The sequence below is a fragment of the Pseudodesulfovibrio cashew genome, assembly GCF_009762795.1.
GTDB classification, from domain to species: domain Bacteria; phylum Desulfobacterota; class Desulfovibrionia; order Desulfovibrionales; family Desulfovibrionaceae; genus Pseudodesulfovibrio; species Pseudodesulfovibrio cashew.
The window spans coordinates 2219677-2242985 of sequence record NZ_CP046400.1; the positions used below are offsets into that span (position 1 = coordinate 2219677).

Sequence of the window (23309 nt, forward strand, 5' to 3'; positions counted from 1 at the left end):
CTACTCCTCTTCCTTCCCGGCCAGCTTGGTCATGGCGTCCCGGTAGATGCCCAGGAAGACGAAGACCGAAAGCACCGGCAACCCCAGGTAGTAGATCCAGACGGGGATATCCAGTGAGGCCGACCGGGCCTGGAACAGGGTTATTTCATCGTAGATGGCCTGGATCATGAAATAGTCGAGGACCAGAAACAGGCCCGCCGCCAAGACGGAATAGGTCACGATGGACGCCTTCTGCAGCGACTTGGGGAACAGGTTGTAAAACGTCACCATCCCCATGTGTCCTCCGCGCTCGAAGGCGATGCCGATGCCGATGATGGTCATCCAGACAAAGAGGTTGATGGTGATTTCCTCGGTGGCGGCCAGGGAAAAATGGAAAATGTACCGGCTCAGAACGTTGACGAAGGCGATCACCACCATGGTGGCCATGCAGATGGCGACCAGCCAATGGTCGAGGCGAAAGCCGAAAAGTAACTTTTTCAATGCTTACTCCGAAATTCGGATTCCTCAGGTGGAATCCCATGATGGAACCTGCCCCGGAAATACGGTTTCCGGGGCAGGTTGTATGTTTCTCAGTCAGACGGGGTTACTTGGCGATGTCAGCCTTGGCCTTCTCGTAGACCTCGGGCCCGATCTCCTTGATCCACTTGTCGTAGACGGAGCGCGTGGCCGCGGCGAAGGCTTCCCGTTCTTCGTCGGTAAGCATGTGGACTTCCATCCCCTTGCTCTTCATGAAGGCAATGGGGTCGGGGACTTCCATGGTGTAGTTGAACTCGTTCTTGAGGATGTTGAGGGAGGTGTCGCCGTCCAGGCCAGCCCGGCTCAGGGCAATCTCGAAACGGCCGGCTTCCTGTGCGGCCTCGAGGATCGCCGCCTGGATGTCCTTGGGGAAGGCGTTCCATTCCCGCTGGTTCCAGTAGATGATGAGGGGATCGACCAGGTAGTTCCACATGGAAACGTACTTGTGGTACTGGTAGATCTGGATGGGGATCAGGACGCCGACGGGGTTCTCCTGTCCGTCGACCACGCCCTGCTGGAATCCGGCGACGGCGTCGCCCCAGTTCATGTTGACCGGATCGGCGCCGAGAGCGCGGAAGGTGTCGATGAACAGCGGGTTGCCGACCACGCGAATGCGCAGGCCCTTCATGTCGGCGGGAGTCTTGACCGCGACCTTGGAGTTGGTCAGCTGGCGGAAACCGTTTTCGGCCCAGGCCAGGGGCTCGAGGCGCTTGGCCCTCATGGCGTCAAAGACGGCCTTGCCGGCTTCACCGTTCTTCACCTTGTCCAGATTCTCGAAATCATTCAGGAAGAACGGAAGATGAAAGATGTTGGCTTCGGGGATGACCGGGCTGATATTGATGGTGGAATCCAGGGCGCAGTCGATGACGCCCTTGGCCACCATCTGCGAGCTCTTCAGCTGGGCGCCCTTGAGCAGAGCGGACCCGAAGTACGGTTTGACGTTGATCTGGCCGTTGGTCTTTTCCTTGACCAGTTCGGCGAACTTGGTGGCTCCCATGCCCCAGTAGAGCTTCGGGCCGACCGTCACCTGCATTTTGTATTCTTTTTTGAATCCAGCGGCACTGGCAGACACTGCCATCATCAGGACGAACACCGCCGCGAGCACGCCCACATTCTTAATCATTTGTTTGAAATTAGACATACGCCAACTCTCCACAGCAAGAAATTACTGTCGAAGACGCTTTTCCCGGCTCGAATCAACCGGCCGGGCGCAACTGCGCTTCAACAAGAGCTATATGTAAACAAGAGGCGGGCCGTTTCCTGTCCGGTTTCATGCGGCCGGGAAACGATGCCCCGGCTACGGTAAAACGGCGGTTGCGGCGATCAAAGCCGCTGTCGCACGGACAGTGTCTGCGGGAACTAAGATGTCCCGGCTGCCGTCCCACTCTTGGATAACCCCAATCCATCTCGAAGCGGTCAGGCGGATTTCCCGTCAAGGCCTCGGATCTATTGTGAGAATTGCGGATTTGTCCGACATGGCGTCGAGCCCCGCAAAAAATTTGAGAAAGTTCAGCACAGGTCAATCCAAAAGTCCACCCTTTAGGCGTGGGTGGAGCCCGGGGAATGTACCTCTTGAGAAAATGGTGTCTCGGGTAAAGGAGCCTGGCGTGCCTTTCTCCTGAGCCGCCTTGCCGATTTGCCAGCTCTGCATCCTCCGGTGGAACTCTCAGCGCGAATGCTCGGCTGATCGGAGGAATGAAGTTGCCGGTGCCCCTTCGGAGTCGGGGGCACCGGCAACATTTCGTTCATGCGGATCATCCGCCGAGCCTGCCTTGCATGGCAGCTCGTATTACTGAGTTTCAACATTAAGGGGGCGCTTGGCGATAAAGAGCGCTCCGGCCGTCACAATGGAACCGATGACGATGGTGCCGGCATAAGCCACCAATCCGGTGACCGCATTGGGGATCGGCAGGACGAAGATGCCGCCGTGGGGAACCATGAGCGTGCACTTGAAGGCCATGGACAGGGCCCCTGTCACGGCGGAACCGATCATGATGCACGGGATGACCCTGAACGGGTCCCTGGCCGCATAGGGGATCGCGCCCTCCGTGATGAAGGAGATGCCGAGGACAAAGGCCGCCTTGCTCGCCTCCTGTTCATCCTCGGTGAAGCGGTTCTTGAACAGGGTCGCGGCCAGGGCCAGGCCGAGCGGCGGGGTCATGCCCGCGGCCATGATCGCGGCCATGGGCGCGTAGATGTTCGAGGAGAGCAGGCCCACGCCGAAGGTGTACGCCGCCTTGTTGACCGGTCCGCCCATGTCGAAGGCCATCATCGCGCCGAGCAGGAGCCCCAGCAGCACGGCGCTGGTGCTCTGCATGCTCTTCAGCCACTCGGACAGGGCCGTCAGGACGATCTTAACCGGCGGGCCGATGACGTAGATCATCATGAGCCCCACGATCAGCGTCGAGACGAACGGCAGGATGAGCACCGGCTTGAGCCCTTCGAGGTTCTGGGGGAGCTTGATCTTGTCGTTGAGGAACTGCGTCAGGTAGCCGGCCATGAAGCCCGCCACGATGCCGCCGAGGAACCCCGACCCGACCGTTGTGGCGAGCATGCCGCCCACCAGGCCGGGCGTGATGCCGGGGCGCTGGGCTATGGAGAAGGATATGAACGCGCCGAGTACGGGCACGAACAGGGAGAACGCGCCTCCACCGCCGATCTGCATGAGCGCCCAGCCGAAGGTCCCTTCCTTGTCCCCTGCGTAGATGCCGCCGAAGGCGAAGGCCAGGGCGATGAGCAGGCCGCCCGCCACGACCACCGGCAGCATGTAGGAGACGCCGGTCATCAGGTGCCGGTACGGACCGCTCCGGCTGGCGGAACGCTCCTTCTTGAGCTCGGAGACCTGCTCGGCCAGTTCCTTTTTCGTGCTCGGGGCAGCGGCCAGGGCCGACTTGATGGCCTGTTCCCCCTCGTGCAGGGCGGCCTTGGTAGTGGTCTCATAGAGCGGCTTGCCCGCGAAACGGTTGGTGTCCACAAAGGCGTCGGCAGCGATGATGACCGCGTCCGCCCTGGCGATGTCTTCATCGGAGAGCACGTTCTTGGCGCCCACCGAGCCCTGCGTCTCGATTTTGATCTCGTGGCCGAGGGCCTCACCTGCCTTGCGCAGGGCTTCGGCGGCCATGAAGGTATGGGCAATTCCCGTGGGGCAGGAAGTCACGCCGATGACGAACTTGCGTCCGCCTGTGGCGGCCTCCGGAGCTGCTGTGGCCATCTCCTCGGCCTCGGTCAGCGCGGCAATGATCACCGCCCGGGTCTTGCGGATGGCCTCGCTGGTGGTCACGGCGTAGAGGGGTTTTCCCTGGAAGCGGGCCGGGTCCACGTGGATGTCGGCGGCGATGATCACGACGTCCGCCGCGTCGATGGCTGCCGACGAAAGGACGTCCTTGGCCCCTTCGGCTCCCTGGGTTTCCACTTCCACTTCGTGGCCCATGCTCGCTCCGACCTTTTTCAGGGCCTCGGCGGCCATAATCGTATGGGCCACGCCCGTGGGGCATGCGGTGACTGCGACGATCTTGGACATGATGTCTTCCCCCGTTAAAGTTGTGTGATCTCCACCTCTGATTCCAGGCTTCTGGCCTTGTCGAGATTTTCCAGGGCAGGTCCGGCCTGGGACACGGTGGCGGCGGACAGGGCCGTCGCCAATCTGATTCGTTCCTCGCGCGGGAGGTCCAGCGCCATTCCGGCGACCAGACCGCCGATCATGGCATCTCCCGCGCCAACCGTGCTGACCGCCTCGATCCTGGGCGGACGCGCGAGCAATTCCGACCCTTCCTCGACGAAGATGGCCCCACGCGAGCCAAGTGATACGGCCACGGTGGCGATGCCCTTCCGGTTCAGGCTCCGCGCCTCGTCCGCCAGTTCGTTCAGTTCGCTCACGGGTCGGCCCACCAGTTCGCCCAATTCCGCGTCATTGGGTTTCATCAGCCATGGCGCGGCATCGAGGGCGCTCTTCAGGGCCGGGCCGCTGGTGTCCACCACTGCCTTTGCTCCCTTGCTTTTGACGAGAGAAACCAGTTCCCCGACAACTTTGGGCGAAACGCCTGCCGGCAAACTGCCGGCAATGACCACGATCGCGGCTTCTTCCGAGAGTCGTGCCACGGTCGCCTTGAGCTCGGCCAGATGGCTTTCCTCCGGGGGGAGTCCCGGAAAGTTGATGTCCGTGGTGGACTGCTTTTCCGGGTCGAGCACCTTGATGCCGATGCGGGTCTCGCCCGGCACGCGGATGAACTCGTCGGTGATGCCCCGCTGGGCGAAGTAGCGCTCGAATATCCCTGCGTTACCGTCTCCCAGAAAGCCTGTGGCGGTGACGGGCAGGTCGAACATGCGCAACAGCCCGGCGATGTTCACGCCCTTTCCTGCTGCGTCCATGCGGTATTCGGCCACGCGGTTGACTTCTCCGGCGGCAAAGCCCGGAACAGAGCATGCCATGTCGATGGCCGGGTTCATGGTGACGGTGACGATCCGTGTTCGTGTGCTGTGCATGAAGGCCTCGCTTTACGGCAGCTTGAGTGCCCTGACCTGGTTGTTGTCGCTGCATGCCAGGGCCTGTTGCGCCAGTTCGCGCGCCTGCTCCATGCTGATGGACCGGAGCTTCGCCTTGACCGACGCGATGCTGGGAATGACCATGCTGAGCTCTTTGACGCCCAGTCCCGCGAGGATGACCGCACCGAGCGGTTCTCCGGCGAGGCCGCCGCATACGCCGGTCCAGATGCCCGCTCCGTCGGCGGCCCGTACCACCTGATCGATGAGCCGCAGCACGGCGGGGTGGAGGCTGTCGGCATGCATGGCCAAGGTGGGATGCACCCTGTCCATGGCCATGACGTACTGGGTGAGGTCGTTGGTGCCCACGGAGAAGAAATCCACTTCCCGAGCGAATTCAACGGCCATGACCGCCGCCGAGGGCACCTCGACCATGATGCCGATGGGCACGGGGTCGGCGCCGACTTCGATCCGCGCCTTTTCGGCCAGGCGTTTTGCGGCCTCCAGCTCGGCCAGGGTGGCGATCATGGGAAACATGATGCGCAGCGGGCCGTGTTTCGAGGCGCGGTAGATGGCGCGAAGCTGCACCAGAAAGAGTTCGGGCCGGTTGAGGCAGAGGCGGATGCCGCGCTCTCCCAGGAAGGGATTGTCTTCTGCGGGCAGGTCCAGATAGGAGACGGCCTTGTCTCCGCCGATGTCCAGCGTGCGGATGATGATGGGCAGGCCGTTGAGGTCCTCCACCATGGCCTTGTAGCTCTGATATTGCTCGTCCTCGTCCGGCGGGGTCTCCCGATCCAGGAACAGGAACTCCGTGCGCAGCAGGCCGACGCCTTCGCCGCCTCCTTCAACGGCCTTGGCCGCTTCATTGGCCTTGCCGATGTTGGCCACCACTTCGACGCGTTCGCCGTCCAGGGTCAGGGCCGGTTCGTAGCGGGTCCGGTACTCCTCATTGCGCTCCTCCTCGATTCGTTGCCGGGTCTCTTCCGCCGCAGCGATATCCGCCTGGCTGGGCTCCAGGTACAGGTTGCCGCTGTCGCCGTCGAGAATGGCCATGGTGCCGTCCTCGATCCTGAGGATGGCCGGGCCCGCGGCAACGATGGCGGGAATGCCGAGGGAGCGGGCGATAATGGCCGAGTGAGAGGTCGGGCCGCCGCTTGCGGTGCAGAACCCAAGGATGCGCGCCGGGTCGAGCAGGGCGGTGTCCGAAGGCGTGAGATCCTCGGCGGCGAGGATGACCGGCTTGTCCGTAGTGAACGGTTCGTCCTGGAGCACTCCGGCCAGATGGCGCAACACGCGCCGCCCGACGTCGCGGAGGTCCATGGCTCGTGCGGCCAGTACTTCGTCGTCGTGCTGCTCCATGGCCCGGACGCGGTCCTCAATGGCCTGCCGCCACGCATATCCGGCACTGTTGCCGTTCTTGATTCGGTCCCTGGTTTCGGCCAGGAGTTCGGGATCGTCCAGAAAGGCCTCGTGGGCGCGGAAAATGGCGGCTTGCGGCTCGCCGGAGCGGGACCTGACTTCGTTGTAGAGCAGCCGCAGATTGCTCTTTGCCGAGGCGATGGCATGGGTCAGTTCCGAAATTTCGAATTCGGGGTCCTTGGCCACGGCCTCGACCACGATGCGGCGGTGTGTGAACTGCCGGATGGGGCCGCAGGCGAGTCCGGGGGACGCGGTGCAGCCGGGAACGGTGCGCTTCACCTCGCTCGGAACCCAGCCGTGCGCCGCCTGGGCAACGCTCTTTTCCTCTTCCTTTTCACCCAGTCCCGCATCCACGGCATCCTTCAGGGCGGCCAGGGCCTGGCTGGCGTCGGCTCCCTTGCCGTGAAGCCGGATGGTTTTGCCGCTGCTCACACCGAGCTTGAGCAGTGAGGCGAGGCTCTTGCCGTTTCCTGAACGGCCGTCGTATTCGACGTAGATTTCCGATTCGAATTGCTTGGCGATGTCCACGAAGAACGTTGCCGGGCGGGCGTGCAGCCCGTGGGGGTTGATGACCGGGACATCCACGGAGTGGTCGAAGCCGGACACGTCGAGGACCGGTCCCGGCCGCGATTTGGCCCCGGCATCGCCGCTGAGGGCGCGGGCGATGTCCGCAGGGTCATTGGTCGCGGTGAGATTCTCAACGGTCTCGGCGTCGTCGAGCACATGGGTCAGGTTGGTTAGAATCTCGATGTGTTCGTCGGACTTGGCCGCAATGCCCACCACAAGATGCACGATCTCGCCCGGGTTCCAGGTGACCCCGTTGGGCACCTGAAGTACCGCGACACCTGTCTTGAGAATGTCGTCCCTGTTTTCCGGAAGGCCGTGGGGAATGGAGATGCCGTTGCCGAGGAAGGTGTTGGCCACCTCCTCACGTCGTTTCATGCTGTCGATGTAGGCGGGTCGGATGAAGCCCTCCCGCACGAGGATTTCGCCGACCTGCTCTATTGCCTGCAACTTGCCGGAAGGTTCCGCTCCCAGAACGATATTGCCTTTGCTCATCTCGATCATGGATAGCCTCCTCGGGTGGCTGTCTCAAAATGTCTGCGCCCTGAGGGCAGGGGGCTTGTGATTACCGCCCCGACCGGGACCGGATTCTTCCTTCCCTCCGCCAGTCGTCCTGTTCAGGCACGACTGCGCTGGGTTTTCCACTTAGAATCAAGTGTTATGCCTCGGGGAAGGAGCGCGTACATTATATTCCTTTTTATCACACCCTACCATCCTTTGCGGTTCATGGCGAGGTGGAGCGCCTCCGCTTCCACTTGATGCCTTCCCACGCGGTGAGGAAAATGGCCGCCGCCCCAAAGACGTAGAGCCAGTCCTCGATTCCGATGGGAGCGAAGCCTAGGAACTGGCGTATGCCGGGCGCGTGGACCGCGAGGAAGGTTTGACCGGCCGAGAGGATGACCGCACCGAGCAGTATTCTGTTGGTGAGGATGTTGCGGTTGAAAATCGAGACGTCCCGATATCGACGGGACAGGATATTGGCGAACTGGCAGAACGCCATGGTCAGCCAGGTCATGGCGCTGGCCCTCGCGTACTCGATGGTGCCGATGGCGTCCTGCCCCAGGTTCAGGCCGTGGCGCTGCATGTAGAGGAAGAAGTTGCCCACGGACAGCGCCCCGATAAGGGAGCCGAGAAAGCCTATCTCGAGCCCTGTGGCCGGGTTGAGGATATGGTCCCGGCGGTTTCGGGGCGGCCTCCGCATGTCGTCTTTTGTTGGCGGATCGAAACACAGGAAAGTCAGCGGCAGAATCTCCGCGAAGAGGTCGATGGCCAGAATCTGGATCGTCAGCATGGGGATGGCGTAGTTTCCGATGGCGATGCCGACCAGGCCGAGGAGGACCGCCAGAAGCTCCGCGATGTTGGTTGTAAGGGAGGCGAGCACCACCTTGTGGATGTTGCTGTAGATGCTCCTCCCTTCTTCCACGGCGTCCACCAGGGTGGAGAAGTTGTCGTCCAGCAGCACCACCTCGGCGACTTCCTTGGCCACGTCCACGCCGGTCCGTCCCATGGCCACGCCGATGTGAGCCCGCTTCAGGGCCGGGGCGTCGTTGATGCCGTCGCCCGTCACGGCGACCACGCGCCCCTGCTCCCCGAGCAGGCGGACCACGCGCAGCTTGTGCGCCGGCTCCACACGGGAAAAGATCAGGGCGGCGTTGCTGTGCATCATGTAGGCTAGTTCCTCGTCTCCCAGGCCCGCCATGTCCTTTCCGCGCACCACGCGCACCGCGCGTTCCGAGTTCCGACCCAGCCCGATGTCCCGCGCAATGGCCGCGGCCGTGGCCGCGTGGTCGCCGGTGATCATGTATATGTCTATGCCTGCGTTGTGGCATTTTCTCATTGCCTCCCGCACGCCTTTGCGGGGCGGATCGATCATGCCTGCGAGGCCGAGGAAGACCATGTCCCGCTCGGCCTCTTCCTGCGAAATCCCTTCAGGGTCGCCGTCCAGTTGGCGGTAGGCGAGGGCCAACACCCGGAGAGCCTGGTCAGAGAAGGCTATGTTCCTGTCGTCGATGCGCTTTCTGTCTTCCCGCGTCATGGGCTGGACGTTCCCGTCCTTCCGGATGGATACGCAGACGTCGAGGATCGTGTCGGGAGCCCCTTTCATCAGTACGAAGTCGCCTTCAGGCAGCCTTCTGACCGAGCTCATGCGTTTGCGCTCCGTATCGAAGGGGAAGCTGCGCAGTTCGGGAAAGTTCGTGGTCTCTTCGTGGTAGGCGATCCCGGCCTTCATGGACATGGCGACCAGGGCCGCCTCGGACGGATCGCCCACCGCATACCACCCCTCGTGCAGGTCGTCCGGGGGATGGATGGTGCCCGTCGACGCAAGGGTGGCGCTTCGGAAGAAGAGGTCTATTCCCCTGATGGCGTCTTCCGGCACCGGGTTGCTTGCTTCGTCCAGCACCTCGCCATCGGGCCGGTAGCCCACGCCGGTGAACTGCAGTTCCCGTTCGCCGATCCACGCCCTGGTCACGGTCATCTCATTGCGGGTGACGGTGCCGGTCTTGTCGGTACAGATGACATTGGTGGAGCCGAGGGTCTCCACGGTGGGCAGATTCTTCACCACCGCGTTTTTCCTGGCCAGGTGCTGGCTGGCCGAGGACATGGCCACGGTCAACTGCGCCGGGAGCGCCTGGGGGACGCAGGCCACGGCCACGCCCAACGCGTAGGTCACCGCCACCAGCCAGTCCAGGCCGGACCAGAGGGCCAGCACCAGGAGGCCTCCGGAGATGGCTCCGGCCACTATGGTCAGTCGTATCGCCAGCACATTCAGTTCGTCCTGCAACGGTGAACGTACCTCGATGACGTCCTCGGTCATGGCAGCGATTTTCCCGAGCTCGGTGCGCATGCCGGTGTGGACCACGACTCCCACGCCGTTGCCGCTCGCCACGGTGGTCCCGGCGAAGGCCATGTTTATGCGGTCGGCAACGGTGAGGTCGGCGGCGAGTTTCTCGGTGTCCTTGTCGACTGGCATGGATTCGCCGGTCAGGCTGAATTCGTTGGTTCGCAGGTTGTTGGATTCGACGATGCGCAGGTCGGCGGGGATCTTGTCGCCCTGCTCAATGTGGATCACGTCGCCGGGCACCAGCGCCTGGAGCGGTATCTCGGAGAGTCTGCCGTCCCGCATGGCGCGGGCCGGGGAGAGGATGAGCGAACGGAGTTTGCGCACGATCCGGCTGGCCTTGTATTCCAGGCCAAAGCCGAGGGCCGCATCGACTATCACGATGAGGAAGATGATCGTGCCGTTGCGGTAGTTTTCCCATGAGCCTTCCACAAAGGCGAGGCAAAAGGAAATGATGCCCGCCACGATCAGAACGGCCACAAGCAGGTCCTTGAACTGCGCCAGGAGGATGGCCAGGCGGGAGCTGGGTTTGGCCGATATGAGGTCGTTGGGGCCATTGGCCGAAAGGCGGCTGGCGGCCTCCTTTGAAGAAAGCCCCTGCGTGGTGGAGTTCAGTGTGGAGAACGTCTCGTCCGCGGACAAGGCATGGAATGCGGCTTCGTTCATGGCATGCTCGGTTTTCCGGATTACGGTTTATTCGACCATAGCATGACTTGGCGAAATCGTGTGCCATAAAAATCGTCGATGGTCATAACGAGCATGTGGGTTGCTCCCTGTTGCTGGGCCAGAAAGAAGCACACGGCAAGACCACTGACTCCTGCCTGCAAGGGGTCGGCAACGTGGCGTGCCGGGCCGAGGGTCTTCGGAATTCTTCGGCTTTACGCTTCCGGTCGATGTCTCCAGTTGCGTCGATGAGCCTATCTCCATCGGACTCTGTCGCGTTTCATGGGGTTCACGACTGGCGGCATCAGGCCATCGAGAACTCCGAAAAGCGATTTGATGTCGATGGGTTTTGGCAGGTATTCATTCATCCCCGCGTCCATGAATACCTCCTTGTCGCTTTGCATGGCGCAGGCCGTGACCGCCACGATGGGGATGTCGCGCATCGCCTCTCCGGCCATGCCGGTCCGGATTGCCTTTGTAGCCTCGACACCACCCATGACCGGCATGTGGACGTCCATCAGAACGATGTCGAAATCGGACTCGGCGAGGGCCTTGATGGCGAGGCTCCCGTTTTCGGCGACCTGAACGGCGCAGTTCCGCTTCGCGAGGACGCGTTTCAGAAACAGGCTGTTTACCGACTCGTCTTCAACCACGAGCACGCGGCGGAGATCCTCCCCGGTTTTTTCACACGATTTAATGTATTGTCGTTCATTGAGTCCGGGCGCATCCAGCCCGAAGGGCAGGCAAAAGTGGATGGCCGTGCCTTTGTCGGGCTCGCTCTCCACGCAGAGGGTGCCTCCCATGAGCCGCACGAGGTTTCTGACGATGGAAAGCCCCAGCCCAGCCCCCTGGTACTCCCGGGTGAAACTGCTGTCGGCCTGGGTGAAGGCGTTGAACAGGTGGTCGAACATGTCCGGCCTCATGCCCACGCCGGTGTCGATCACCGAGAAGAGAACTCTGGCCTTGTCCGGGACGAGTTGCGACAGGGGAGTGACCTCCACCCGGATGGACCCGGCGGGAGTGAACTTGATGGCATTGCCCACCAGATTGTTGAGTATCTGTTGCGTCTTGATGCTGTCTCCTATCAGGTTGGCCGGGGTCGCGGGGGACATGTCGATATGAAAGGAAAGCCCGGCCTGCCGGATCGCCATGCCGAACAATGTCTCCAGGGAATCCATCAGGAACCGCAAGTCCAGCTCCTCATTGAACACGTCGACGCGGCCCGCCTCGATTTTGGAAAGGTCCAGGATGTCGCCGAGGAGCTGCGTCAACCTTCGGCATGAGGCTATGCCGGACTCGACGCATTCCGTTTGTTCTTCGGTCAGGGGAGTCTCCCCAAGCAGGTGGAGCATTCCCATCATCCCGTTGAGAGGGGTTCGGATTTCATGGCTCATGTTGGCCAGGAAGTTCGATTTGGCCTTGCTTGCGGATTCCGCCGCCTCCTTGGCGAGGCGCAGGGACTCCTCGGTCTGCCTCCTGGCCGTGATGTCCGTGAGGATGATCTGGTAGCATTGGTCGTCCCGGTTCAGCCTGATGGTGGCGGCGACGTATATTCTGGGGCCGTCCAACTGCGTGAGGCTCATTTCCCGGCGGACGATGCCTGCGGGGGAATTTCGTATCCAGGTCCGGATTTTCTTTGGGGTCAGACCGGTCCCGTGGTCGAGCCGGTCGGAAAGGGACATTCCCGCAAGTATTGTATGCGAGGCCGCGCCGAAGAGCTCCCCGGCCGCATGGTTGGCGTCGGAGATGACCAGTTCGCTGTTCACAAGCAGGATGCCCTCGCCAGCGTGATCGAAGAGATGGCGGTATTTGTGTTCCGACGCCACAAGGGCGGCCTCGGCCATCTTGCGCGCCGAGACATCACGGACAAAGGTGTCGATGAGGATCTTCTCTCCGGGGCGGCTTCGTCGGGCTCGGACGTTCATGGCCAGCCATGCTTTCCCGTGTTGCAGATGATGGGCCTCGAACTCGAAGTTCAGCACCTCTCCCGTTGCAAGGAGTTCGTGCAGCAATTGCCGCCTGTCGCGTTGATGCACGTAGAGAGTCTTGTCGAGGCCGTTGTATTTCTGCAGAAATTGCTTCGGTGTTTCGGCCCCGAGGATGCGCGCCATCTCCGCGTTTACGAAGTATAGGTGGCCGTCGTAGTCGGAAACCATCGTCCCCACCGGGAAATTGTCGAAGAGACGCCGGTACGAGTTCTTTGCGCCAGGGGCATCCTGGCAGGAAAAGCCGAGCCAGGACTTCATGTCGGCATGGCGGAGCGCACGATGGAAAACGTTCCTCAACTGATAATCGACCAGTGCGCCGTCGACGATGATGCTGAATATGCGAGGGTGGGCCAACCGTGCGCCGGAAGAGGCTTCGCCCTCTCCGCACACGATGACGACCTGCGCGTCATTTCCCCGCGCCGACGAGTGATCGATGAACTCGATCGGTGTCATGTCCGGGAGTTGCATCCCGATGAGCATCATGATGCAGGGCATCCCTTCCGAGAGCTCCAGCAGTTCTTCTCCGCTGGCCGCGAATAGGATGCTCACGTCGAACTCCCGCGCCATGGAGGCGATGCTCGCGGCCGCTTTCGCACTGCATCCTGCCACGAGAACCGTTTTATCTGTCCTTTGGTGCCAGTCCCGGAGACCTGTTTGCCCGCATGTCGAACAAGAATGAGTATTCATGGTTTGGCCTTTCATCCACGTCAGTATTTGACGTATTCATTGTGTCCGGTCGCGAGAGCAGGTGCCGTCCCGCAGTATTCCCCCTCGGGGAGGGACAGCTCGAGACGGTGGGCAACCTGTACGGCATGCGGCAGCGGGGCGTCGGATTCAGCACCGTCATCGCCGTTGCCGATCCGGAAGAAAGCGATAGCGTCTTGCAGGGAAGTGGCCTGCGCCGAAAGCTCTTCGGAAGTGGACGCCATCTGCTCGGCGGCAGCGGCGTTCTGCTGGACGACCTGGTCGAGCTGGCGCATGGCGGTGCTTATCTGTTCGGCGCCGGTGCTCTGTTCCTCGCAACTGGCGGCGATCTTCTGGACCAGTTGGGCCGTTTCCTGGATATCGGGTATGAGTTGGGTCAGGACCGCGTCGGCCTCGTCGGCGATGCTGACGCTCCGGGCCGACAGCTCGCTTATTTCGCCAGCCGCCAGGCGGCTGTGCTCGGCCAGCTTGCGGACTTCCGCTGCGACCACGGCGAACCCCTTGCCGTGCTCTCCGGCCCGGGCTGCCTCGATGGCGGCGTTGAGCGCCAGGAGGTTGGTCTGTCGGGCAATGTCCTCTATGATGGAGATCTTTTCTGCGATCTCCCGCATTGCGGTGGTGGTCTGGGACATGGCCTCGCCGCCCTGGCGGGCCTTCCTGGCTGCCGCTTCGGCGATTTTTTCCGTTGCCTGCGCGTCATCGGTATTGCTGTTGATGGTCATCGCCATCTGGTCCATGGTCGAGGCCACCTCCTGCACGCTGGAGGCCTGTTCCGTGGCCCCCTGGGCAAGGAGTTCCGACGTGGCAGACAACTGACTGCTGCCGCAGACCACGTTTTCGGAGGAAAGCTGCACGGACGACAGCACCTTGCGCAACCGGCCCGTCATGGCGTTGAGGGAGTTCCCCAGCGTGCCGATTTCATCCTGCTGCCGAATGTCCATGTCTCGTGTCAGATCGCCCCGGGCCATCCCTTCGGCGAAAAGGATTCCGTCCCGGATGGAGCGACTGATCGCCGGAGGAATGGTGAGGGCGGCGAGGCAGGCGATGAGGAGCGCCAGCCCTCCGACCGAGGCTACTGCGATCTCGGTCCGGGAGGTCTCTTCCTCCATGATCGTCTGTTGCCGTGACAGGAAGTCGTCGCACAGGGCGATGACCTTCCTGGCCGAGGATACGAGGGCCGCGTCGGTCTCCGTTAGCGAGGTGGAGGTCTGTTGGTATCGGGAAAGGGTGTCCCGGGCCGTTTCGATTGCGGCGGCAAACCGTTCCATCGAACCAGGTTCGGATGTCTCCACGGCCTCGAATGCTGCCAGCTCCGTGCCGGCGGTTTCACCCATCGCGTCCGCCCCGCTCAGGACGTTGTGAACCGCACGCGTGAAGGCGACGGCATGCCTTTCCAGAGCGCCGAATGATCGGGCCTGTTCCGTGTCGCCCGCATCGATGGCCCTTTCCTGCGAAGTCGCCGCGAGGTTCGTGAGTTCCTCTGCACTCCGCGTCAGGGCTGCTTCCTCTGCGGTTTTCTGTCTCGTCAGTTTGGTGAGAGCGGCAAATGCGCCTGCATAGTCTTTGCCGGAGGCGACTACCTCGGCCAATGCTGCCAGGTCTTTGGGTACTGTTGTTCTCTGTCTCATTTCCTCAGCAATGGACAGGAGTTGCGAGATGTTGTTTTCCACTCTCTCTATGTAGGCCTTGTCGCCGCGTATTATGTAGTTCTTTTCCTGTCGTCGGCTTTCGAGAAGAAGTTTGACCATGCCGTTGGCGTCTCTCACGCCAAGGACCAGGCCGGTTGTCTGCCGCATGGTGAACCAGGCCACGGAACCCAGGCCGAGGATCAGAATCGTTAGCAGGGAGAAGCTGACATACAGCTTCGTTCTGATGGTCATATTCGCAAACATCGCGCGTTCTCCTTGGAAGAGGGGCGGTGCCGCCATTGCCTGATACGGTCACAGCCCCTAGATTTTCGTCCGGACAGTATGTTCGAAGACGTTTGAAAAACAGGCAAAAAGCAACAACCATGCCACGATTTTTTGCTTGCGAGTTACAAGTAATAATATGAAATATAATGTTTTTTTCTTGCAAGCGTCTTGCCGATATTCGTTTATTTGATTGCGCGATCGCGCTGCATGGCGCAAAAGTCCGTATGTGCCGAAATCGGGAGATGCCTCTCGTCGAACGTGTGAGCCTCCTTTGGTTCGAGGAAGGGCCTTTTACTTCCGAGAGCCATTTTGGGAGCGGTTGTCAGTCGAAGGTTGGAGCGGGCCGCACACGAAATGCCTGAATGAATGACGTCTGTTTTCATCTATTGGTGCATCCCCCGGTACTCGCATTGCTGGTTCAGCCGTTTCGGTTTTCGAGCTGGGCAGGAGCAGCCCCCAGAGGTTCTGCGAAAGTACGTCAAGAGAGTGGGGGGAGGGCGCGATTCGGCGCAAAGGGGTGAGGGGCAGCGGGAGGTGCTCGATGGTCCGGCGGAGAGGCGGATTTTCCGCAGGGAACTGCTCTCGGAGAACGAATGCGCTACCGGATCGAGGTGCAGCGTGGGGATAAAGCGAAAAGGGCTGCGGTAATACCGCAGCCCTTGTTCATGAGTGGCCTGTATGGGAGGAGAAAGGTGCTCTAGGGATCAGATCCCTTGTCTTGGTCAGGAACGCACCCTGGCCACGCATTTTATTTCGACCAGGCCGCCAAGGGGCAGAGCGGCGACCTGGATGGCAGCACGGGCGGGTTTGTGATCGCCCATGAAGTCCGCATACAACTTGTTGAGGCTCTGGAATTCGCCCATGTCCACCAGGAACACGTCCACGCTGACGATGTCTTCCGTGCAGCACCCGGCGGCGTCCAGGATGGCCTTGAGGTTGTCCAGTGACTGCTGGGTCTGGGCGTTGAAGCCTTCGGCCAGGGTCATGGTTTTCGGGTTGAGGCCGAGCTGGCCGCTCACGTAGAGCATGCCGTTGGAAATAGCGGCCTGGGAGTAAGGGCCCACGGCGGCCGGGGCGTCTTCGGTGGCGATGAAGGTGATGTCGCTCATTGTCTATACCTCGTTAATTGGAGTGGTTCTCGTCCGCCTTTCGGGCTTCGGGAGAGGTTGAGCACGCAGTCGGTGCGGAAACTTGTTGGTTCATGAGCCGGATGATGACCGCGTCCACAGCTGCGAAGCCCACGCCGGAGAGTTCTCCCACAGCCTTGGCGTTGCTCGTGAATCGCGGCCCTATGATGCCCTGCTGGGAGGAGAGTCCCTTGCCCTTGGTGGCAAGGAGCATGCCCAGGTACGCTTCGCTTGCGGCGGTGCCGACCTTGAGGGCGCAGGTGCCCTTGGCTCCGTCGCAGATCATGCCCAGCACGGAAGAGAGAACATAGGCCGACGCCTGCTCCGCCTGCTCCGCGCTGCCCTTGGCCAGCCGGGTAAGCGCTGCGGCGGCTCCGGCTCCTGCCGCGATGGAGCATCCGCAGACAGGGGTAAGGCGTCCGGTTTTTGCCTTGATGGCGCCGGTCACCAGGTGGGACAGGGCAAGGGCTTCGGCCAGCTCCCTGTCGGAGCGATTCCAGGTCTTGGCCGCGAGGGCGGGCGGGATGATGGCCGTCAGGCCGTGGTTGCCGCTGCCCGCGCTGCTCATGACGGGCCACTTGCCGCCGTCCATGCGCACGTCGGCTGCGGCCGAGGACCAGGCCCGGATCATGGCCGGAAGGTCGGCCTCGCGCATGTTGGCCGCGGCCACATACCCGGCGGCCAGGCCCCAGGGGCGTTCCAGGCCCTGCTTCGCCACATTAAGATTCATTTCCGCGCCTTGCAGCAGGAAGGTTTCGAGCTCGTCGTCGATGGAGCCGGCCAGTTCCCACATTTCCGAGAACTCCATGCGCATGAGCGTAGCGAGGTAGGACGGGAGTCGGCCGGAACCGCTGTCCCCTTCCTGCCCCTCGAACACGGTGTTGCGGTTGTGGGTGATCTCCACGATCTGGTCGTGGGCGTAGGCGACGACCGAAGTCACGCTTTCACCCTGGCGGAGCATCTCCACTTCGGCGTAAACGTTGGGAACGTCGTTGACGACCTCCTGGGTCAGGCAGCCCGAATCGAGCATCTCGGTGGCCTTGTTGATGGCGGATTCGTCTATCCCTTCAAGGGATTGAAGCCCCTTGTCTGGGTCGCCGCCCAAGGCGCCCAGCGCGGCAGCCAGCAGGTTGCCGCTGAGCCCTGGAGTGCCTGGGATGCCCACGGACTGGCCATTCTTGTAGATATTGGCCGACAGGCGGAGGTGAATATGCTTGGGCGGTCCGGCCAGATGCCTTGCGCCGGCACTGGCCGCAAGAGCCACCGCACCGGGCTCGGTGCACCCGAGAGCGGGCTTGACCTCATTGGCGAAAAATACGTGCAGATCCATGGCTGTCCTTTTATTTCAATACGTTATAGAGATCGAATCTCGTCGGGATCTCGGTTGTTGTTTTGAAAGCATTTTCAAGTATGATGCCAACTTCGTACCGTTGCCAATCGGTATGTATCCTGCAGTGAATCGAACAGATCAACAGACATTCAACGGAAAGACCGTTGTTATCCATTAAAGAGAAGGAGAATCCAATGAGTGAAGAAAAGCTTCGCAAAGAGCTCTACGCCGCCAACACCAATCGGGCCATCATCTACAAGCTCGTCTTCGACGCCATGGTCGAGGAGTTCGGCATGGAAAAGGCCAAAGAGGTCATGAAAAAAGGTATTTACCGACGCGGTGAGCAGATCGGCGCCAACTTCAAGCAGTTCGCTCCGGGCAACTTCGAAGGTCTTCGCGACGCCTTCCTGGGCGGCATCCCCGACGACGGAAAGATGTTTGCTCCCACCGTTACCCGCTGCGACGAGGGCGGCCTGGACATCGAGTTCGACAACTGCCCCCTGAAGAACGCCTGGATCGATATGGGCCTTTCTGATGAAGAGTGCGCCACTCTTTGTGAAGTTGCCGGAATCATTGACTATGGAACCTTCGAAGGTGCTGGTTTCCATTTTGAGATGACCGCTCTTCCCGAGGGCAGCAAGGACAAGTGCTACCTGAAGGTCCGCTCCAAGTAGTTAATTCCCAGTCACAGATAAATGCGGGAATCGGTTTGGCGTCATGCCACCGGTTCCCGTTTTTTTTCAACTTTGATTTCTCATTATCAGTGAGAAGTTCTCATTTTGACGAGAAATCTCATTCGATCTTGATAAATTCACAATAATGTCACAGCCGGGAATGAGAATGATTTTTCAAGGGGGGAGAAAAACCCTTTGGTACATAATAGAGACCGAGAAATGTTGCGTCCCGAGTGGGTTTTTGCCAATGTCCGGGGGCTCAGGAACGGTTCGCAGCCAAAAGTGAGGCGTATGGCATGCGGATTGCTGAGGACAGTCATGAGAGAGAGGCGGAGTACGCCCCCCGGAGGGGCGTTCCCGGATTATCGGGGCCGCCCTGTTGGAAGAAACAGTATTCTTACCGGGAGGTAGTATGAACATGAAGAAAGTGCTCGTGGCAGCCGTGACTCTGGCAGCCATGCTGATGGCGTCGGTGGCTCAGGCCGACAAAGTGATCAAGTTGGGTTACACCCTGCCCCTGACCGGAAGCCACGCGCAGTACGGCGAGCTTTTCCGCAACTCCGCCAAGATGCAGTTGGAGGAATTCAACAAGTCCGGCAAGCTCAAGGGCGCGACAGTGGAGATTCAGTTCGAGGATTCCAAGTCCGACCCCAAGGAAGCCATCAACATTGCCCGCAAGTTTGTGGACGACGAGCAGATCGTCGGTGTGCTGGGTGACTTCACCTCCACCGTGTCCATGGCCTGTGGCCGCGTTTACGCCATGGAAGGCATGCCTCAGCTTTCCCAGACCGCGTCCCACCCCGACTTCACCAAGGTTGGCAAGTACCAGTTCCGCAACATCACCACCCAGGCTTTCGAAGGTCCCTTCGTGGCCAAGTGGGCCAAGAGCCTTGATTTCAGCAAATTCGCAATCATCGCCATCCAGAATGACTGGGGCATCTCTGCGGCTGAGAACTTTGCCGAGGCCATCAAGGGTCTGGGCGGCGAAGTCACCGGCATCGAATACTTCAACCCGGGCAACCGCGACTTCCGTTCCATTCTGACCAAGGTCGTTCGCGAGAAGCCCCAGGCCATCTACCTCTGCATGATGTATGAAGAGGGCGCCATGGTTCTGCAGCAGCGTCACCAGCTCGGCATCGACGTGCCTGTTTTTGGAACCTCTTCCCTTTACTCCCCCAAGCTGCTCGAGCTGGCCGGTGATGCCGCCAACGGCATGTACCTGTCCACCACCTTCATGCCCGACAGCCCCGAGGAGCACGTTGTCCACTTCGTGACTGAGTACGAGAAGCGCTACAACTCCGCTCCGAGCATGTTCGCTGCCCAGGCTTATGACGCTGTGGGCATCATGCTGGATGCCGTCGCCAAGGTGGGACCGGAAGTTACCCGCGATTCCCTGCGTGACGCTCTCGCCGCCACCAAGGACTACCCCGGCGTGACCGGTTCGACCACCTTCGACCCCGAGACCCGCGAGCCGGTGAAGGGGCTGGCCAGGATGCAGGTCGTCAACGGCGCATACAAGCTCGTGAAGTAATCGGAGTCTCAGCCGGTACATGAGTATATCCGGCGGGGCCTCCGGGCCCCGCCGACACCCAAACGACAGGAAATTTCCCCCATGGATACGTATTACCTGATGCAAGTCATCAATGGCCTGAGCGTGGGCATGATCTACGCACTGATCGCCATCGGCTTCACCCTCATTTTCGGTGTGCTCAATGTGGTCAACTTCGCCCACGGAGAGATGTACACCCTCGGCGCCTTTGCCGGTCTGGTCTGCATCAACGCCTTTGGCTCACCCCTGGCCATTGTAATCCTGGTCGCCCTGGCGGGTGGTGCCATAGCCGGCATAGGTTTGGAGAGAATCGCCTTCAAACCCTTCAGGCGCTTCCAGGATGAAGCATCACTCAAATCACGCGCCATGCGCGAGGCGACGTTGTTATCCTCGCTGGCCGTTTCCATCATCATCAAGGAACTGATCCAGCACTTTTTCGGTGCGGAGATGCAGACCATCCCCGGCCAGTACCTGCTGAACAATCCCATTCCGGTGGGGCCGCTTTCCCTGTCTTCGGGGCAGTTCCTGATCCTGGGGTCCTCCATCCTGATGCTCGGCGGGCTGCAGTACGTGCTGTACCATACCCGTACGGGGCTTTCGATCCGGGCCATTTCCAATAACCCGCTGGGTGCGAAATACGTGGGCCTTTCCGTCGACAAGACCATCATCGCCACCTTTGCCGTGGGCAGCATGCTCGGCGGCGCGGCCGGCATCATGGTCGGCCTGTATTACGGCGCCATTTTCCCGTCCATGGGCTTCGCCCCTTCGATCAAGGCCTTCGTCGCCATGGTCATGGGCGGTCTCTCCAGCATCCCCGGTGCGGTCATCTGCGCATTGATCCTCGGCGTTTGCGAGGCGCTGGCCACGAACTACCTCACGCAGGGCTGGAGCGACATGGTCGCCTACAGCTTTTTGATCATCACCCTTATCTTCTTCCCGCAGGGCATCTTCGGCGCACGCCGGGAACGTGTCTAACATCAAGGACTGCACCATGACAGACACCAATATGAAAGCACATCCGATGCGCGCCAAGCTACTGACCGCAGCCATTCTCCTGCTGGTCCTGGCCGTGGTGCCCGCCGCGCTGTCCGCCATCGGCAAGAGCTACTACATGCAAGTGGCCAACTCGGCCCTCATCTTCTGCATCCTGGCCGCGAGCATGAACCTGATCACGGGCACGGCAGGGCTGCTTTGCCTGGGACATGCCGCCTTCTTCGGCATCGGCGCGTATACCGCCGCGCTGCTCGCCTCCAATTACGGTCTGCCTTTCCTGGTCACGCTGCCCCTGAGCGGGCTGGCCGCCGGGCTGGCCGGTGCGATGGTGGCCCTGCCCACCATGCGGCTGATCAGCATCTACTTTGCCGTGGCCACGCTGGGCGTGGGCGAGATCATCCACGTGACCCTGCTCAACTGGGTTTCGGTAACGCGCGGCCCCATGGGCGTGCAGATATTCGAGCCCATAACCATCTTCGGTTACAAGTTCACCAGCCTGCTCTCCATCTACTATGTGACCGCGGTGCTGGCGTGCATTTCGATCTACCTGATCTGGCGCATGACCAACTCCTACTTCGGCAACGCCCTGCGCTCCGTGCGCGAGGACGACCAGTGCGCCGAGGCCATGGGCATCAATGTGATCAAGCTGAAGATTCAGGCCTTTGCGGCGAGCACCTTTTTTGCGGGTATTGCCGGCGCCATCATGGCGCACAGCGTGGGATACATCAGCCCCGACAGCTTCCAGTTCAGCGAATCCATCCTGATTCTGGCCATGGTCGTGGTCGGCGGTCTGGGCTCCCTGCCCGGCGGCATTCTGGGAGCGCTGCTGCTCATTATGCTGCCTGAGGCCGCCCGTGGATTGGGTGACATGCGCATGGTCGCCGTGGGCGTAGTCATGTTCCTGTCCATCCTGCTGTTGCCCAAGGGCATTCTGGGTGAGGTCTCGGCCATTCAGATGGCCAGAAGGCAGTTCAACGCGGCCTGGAACGGCCGCCAGTCCGTGGGGTGGAAATAATGTCGGATACCATTTTGGAAACAAAGGGGCTGACACGCCGCTTCGGCGGGCTCGTCGCCGTGGACAACGTGGACATGGTCATGCGGCCGGGTGAACTGGTGGGGCTTATCGGCCCCAACGGCGCGGGTAAGTCCACCTTCTTCAACTGCCTGACCGGATTTTATCCGCCCAGCGAAGGGGAAGTCCGGTTCATGGACAAGCCCATTACCGGACTTAAGCCGTATCAGGTTGCCAAGCTCGGCATCGGCCGCACCTTCCAGAACCTGCGGATCATGCCCAACATGACGGTGTTCGATAACGTGTCCATCGGTGCCATAGGCTCTCTGGGACATTCGCTGCGGCGGGCGATCTGGCCGTTCGAATGCGCCCGGGACCGTGAGGTGAGCGAGCGCACCTGGGAGATCCTCTCCCGCGTGGGGCTGGACTCCCTGGGAGCCGAGCTTGCCGCCAACCTGTCTTACGGCAAGCGGAAATATCTTGAGATAGCGCGCGCCCTGAGCACCGACCCGGAACTGTTGATTCTGGACGAACCCGCTGCCGGACTCAACGAACAGGAAACCGGCGAACTTGCCGAGTTCATCCAGACCCTCAATGCTGAAGGGCTGCCCATCCTGTTGGTTGAGCATGACATGGGGCTGGTCATGGGGATCTGCCACAGGGTCATGGTCCTGGCCCTGGGCAAGAAGATTGCGGACGACACGCCGCAGGCCATTCAGAAGGACCCGGCCGTCCTCGAGGCCTACCTGGGAGGGGAAGAATGTCAGTTTTAAATGTCAACAACCTTCACGTGGCCATGGGCGTCCAGCAGATACTGCGGGGCGTGGAGATCAAGGTTGAGGAGAGAGGCATCGTGACGGTGCTCGGGTCCAACGGGGTCGGCAAGACCACGCTCATGCGGGCCATCTCCAACATCTATCAGGTGACGGAAGGGGAAATCCTCTTCAATGGTCAGGATATCACCAACATCGGCTCCGACAAGGTGGTCCGGGAGGGCCTTTGCCAGGCTCCCGAAGGACGGCAGATCTTCGCCAACATGAGCGTGGAGGAAAACCTGCTCCTCGGCGCCTACCATCAGGACAAGAAGCACTTCAAGCAGGACAGGGAATGGGTTTTCGAGCTTTTCCCCATCCTCAAGGAACGGCTCAAGCAGCAGGCCGGAGCCATGTCCGGCGGCGAGCAGCAGATGCTGTGCATCGGCCGTGCGTTGATGGGCCGCCCGAAGCTCCTGTTGCTGGACGAGCCCTCCCTCGGGTTGGCGCCGCTGGTCATCAAGTGCATCTTCGACCTGATCGTCAAGATTCGCGAGGCCGGTACCGCCATCCTCATCGTCGAGCAGAACGCCAAGGCCGCCCTGGCCGTGGCCGACTACGCCTACATCATGGAAGGCGGACAAATCATCATGCAGGGTAGCGCTGCCGAGCTTGCCAAGGACGATCGTCTTGAGGCCGCCTACCTGGGCGGGCATGCCCACGTCTGATTCTTTGCCCTTATCCCCACCTCCTAAATTGGACGCCCCGGAAAGCCTGGCTTTTCGG

The 23309-nt window shown here is 61.0% G+C and carries 16 protein-coding genes; 6 read left to right on the top strand and 10 right to left on the bottom strand.

Translation table 11 applies throughout. From position 1 onward, the window contains the following. The 10 genes from GM415_RS09920 to GM415_RS09965 form a co-directional block, all read right to left on the bottom strand. Positions 1–480: a TRAP transporter small permease gene (locus GM415_RS09920; protein ID WP_158947732.1), complete on the bottom strand. Its 480-nt coding sequence runs from the start codon at positions 478–480 to the stop codon at positions 1–3. A 103-nt stretch (positions 481–583) separates the two neighbouring features. Further along, positions 584–1657 (bottom strand): DctP family TRAP transporter solute-binding subunit, encoded by a 1074-nt coding sequence (locus tag GM415_RS09925; RefSeq protein ID WP_199244281.1) that lies wholly within the window; start codon positions 1655–1657, stop codon positions 584–586. Positions 1658–2305: 648 nt separating this feature from the next. Beyond that, positions 2306–4036 carry a PTS fructose-like transporter subunit IIB gene (locus GM415_RS09930; RefSeq protein ID WP_158947734.1) on the bottom strand — a complete coding sequence of 577 codons (1731 nt, stop codon included), beginning with the start codon at positions 4034–4036 and terminating at the stop codon, positions 2306–2308. A 14-nt stretch (positions 4037–4050) separates the two neighbouring features. After that, on the bottom strand, positions 4051–4998 hold the full coding sequence (pfkB, locus tag GM415_RS09935; protein WP_158947736.1) for a 1-phosphofructokinase: 948 nt from the start codon (positions 4996–4998) through the stop codon (positions 4051–4053). Positions 4999–5010: 12 nt separating this feature from the next. Next, entirely contained in the window at positions 5011–7482 is a 2472-nt protein-coding gene (gene ptsP, locus GM415_RS09940) for a phosphoenolpyruvate--protein phosphotransferase (protein WP_158947738.1), read from the bottom strand. Between the two features lie 220 nt (positions 7483–7702). Continuing rightward, positions 7703–10483, bottom strand: coding sequence for a cation-translocating P-type ATPase (locus tag GM415_RS09945; protein WP_158947740.1), 2781 nt, complete (start codon positions 10481–10483; stop codon positions 7703–7705). 251 nt (positions 10484–10734) lie between these two features. Further along, on the bottom strand, positions 10735–13017 hold the full coding sequence (locus GM415_RS09950; protein ID WP_158947742.1) for a PAS domain-containing hybrid sensor histidine kinase/response regulator: 2283 nt from the start codon (positions 13015–13017) through the stop codon (positions 10735–10737). Positions 13018–13175: 158 nt separating this feature from the next. Next, positions 13176–15065, bottom strand: coding sequence for a methyl-accepting chemotaxis protein (locus GM415_RS09955; protein WP_242012220.1), 1890 nt, complete (start codon positions 15063–15065; stop codon positions 13176–13178). Positions 15066–15808: 743 nt separating this feature from the next. Beyond that, positions 15809–16195 (bottom strand): Rid family detoxifying hydrolase, encoded by a 387-nt coding sequence (locus tag GM415_RS09960; protein WP_158947746.1) that lies wholly within the window; start codon positions 16193–16195, stop codon positions 15809–15811. Positions 16196–16208: 13 nt separating this feature from the next. Further along, a complete protein-coding gene (locus GM415_RS09965; protein WP_158947748.1) occupies positions 16209–17543 on the bottom strand; it encodes an L-cysteine desulfidase family protein in 1335 nt (444 codons plus the stop codon). A gap of 194 nt (positions 17544–17737) precedes the next feature. On the opposite strand from GM415_RS09965, the gene GM415_RS09970 reads away from it, so the two are divergent. The 6 genes from GM415_RS09970 (at position 17738) to GM415_RS09995 (ending at position 23251) form a co-directional block, all read left to right on the top strand. Then, positions 17738–18217 (top strand): L-2-amino-thiazoline-4-carboxylic acid hydrolase, encoded by a 480-nt coding sequence (locus tag GM415_RS09970; protein WP_158947750.1) that lies wholly within the window; start codon positions 17738–17740, stop codon positions 18215–18217. A 412-nt stretch (positions 18218–18629) separates the two neighbouring features. Next, entirely contained in the window at positions 18630–19748 is a 1119-nt protein-coding gene (locus GM415_RS09975; RefSeq protein WP_158947752.1) for an ABC transporter substrate-binding protein, read from the top strand. 81 nt (positions 19749–19829) lie between these two features. Then, a complete protein-coding gene (locus GM415_RS09980) occupies positions 19830–20741 on the top strand; it encodes a branched-chain amino acid ABC transporter permease (RefSeq protein WP_158947753.1) in 912 nt (303 codons plus the stop codon). Positions 20742–20757: 16 nt separating this feature from the next. Continuing rightward, the gene (locus tag GM415_RS09985; RefSeq protein ID WP_199244282.1) at positions 20758–21774 is read left to right on the top strand and encodes a branched-chain amino acid ABC transporter permease; all 1017 of its coding nucleotides are present in this window, start codon (positions 20758–20760) and stop codon (positions 21772–21774) included. Continuing rightward, the gene (locus tag GM415_RS09990) at positions 21774–22544 is read left to right on the top strand and encodes an ABC transporter ATP-binding protein (RefSeq protein WP_158947754.1); all 771 of its coding nucleotides are present in this window, start codon (positions 21774–21776) and stop codon (positions 22542–22544) included. Before GM415_RS09985 ends, GM415_RS09990 begins: the two co-directional genes overlap by 1 nt. Next, a complete protein-coding gene (locus GM415_RS09995; RefSeq protein ID WP_158947755.1) occupies positions 22532–23251 on the top strand; it encodes an ABC transporter ATP-binding protein in 720 nt (239 codons plus the stop codon). The genes GM415_RS09990 and GM415_RS09995 overlap by 13 nt, the downstream gene beginning before the upstream one ends. The last annotated feature ends 58 nt before the right edge of the window (positions 23252–23309 follow it).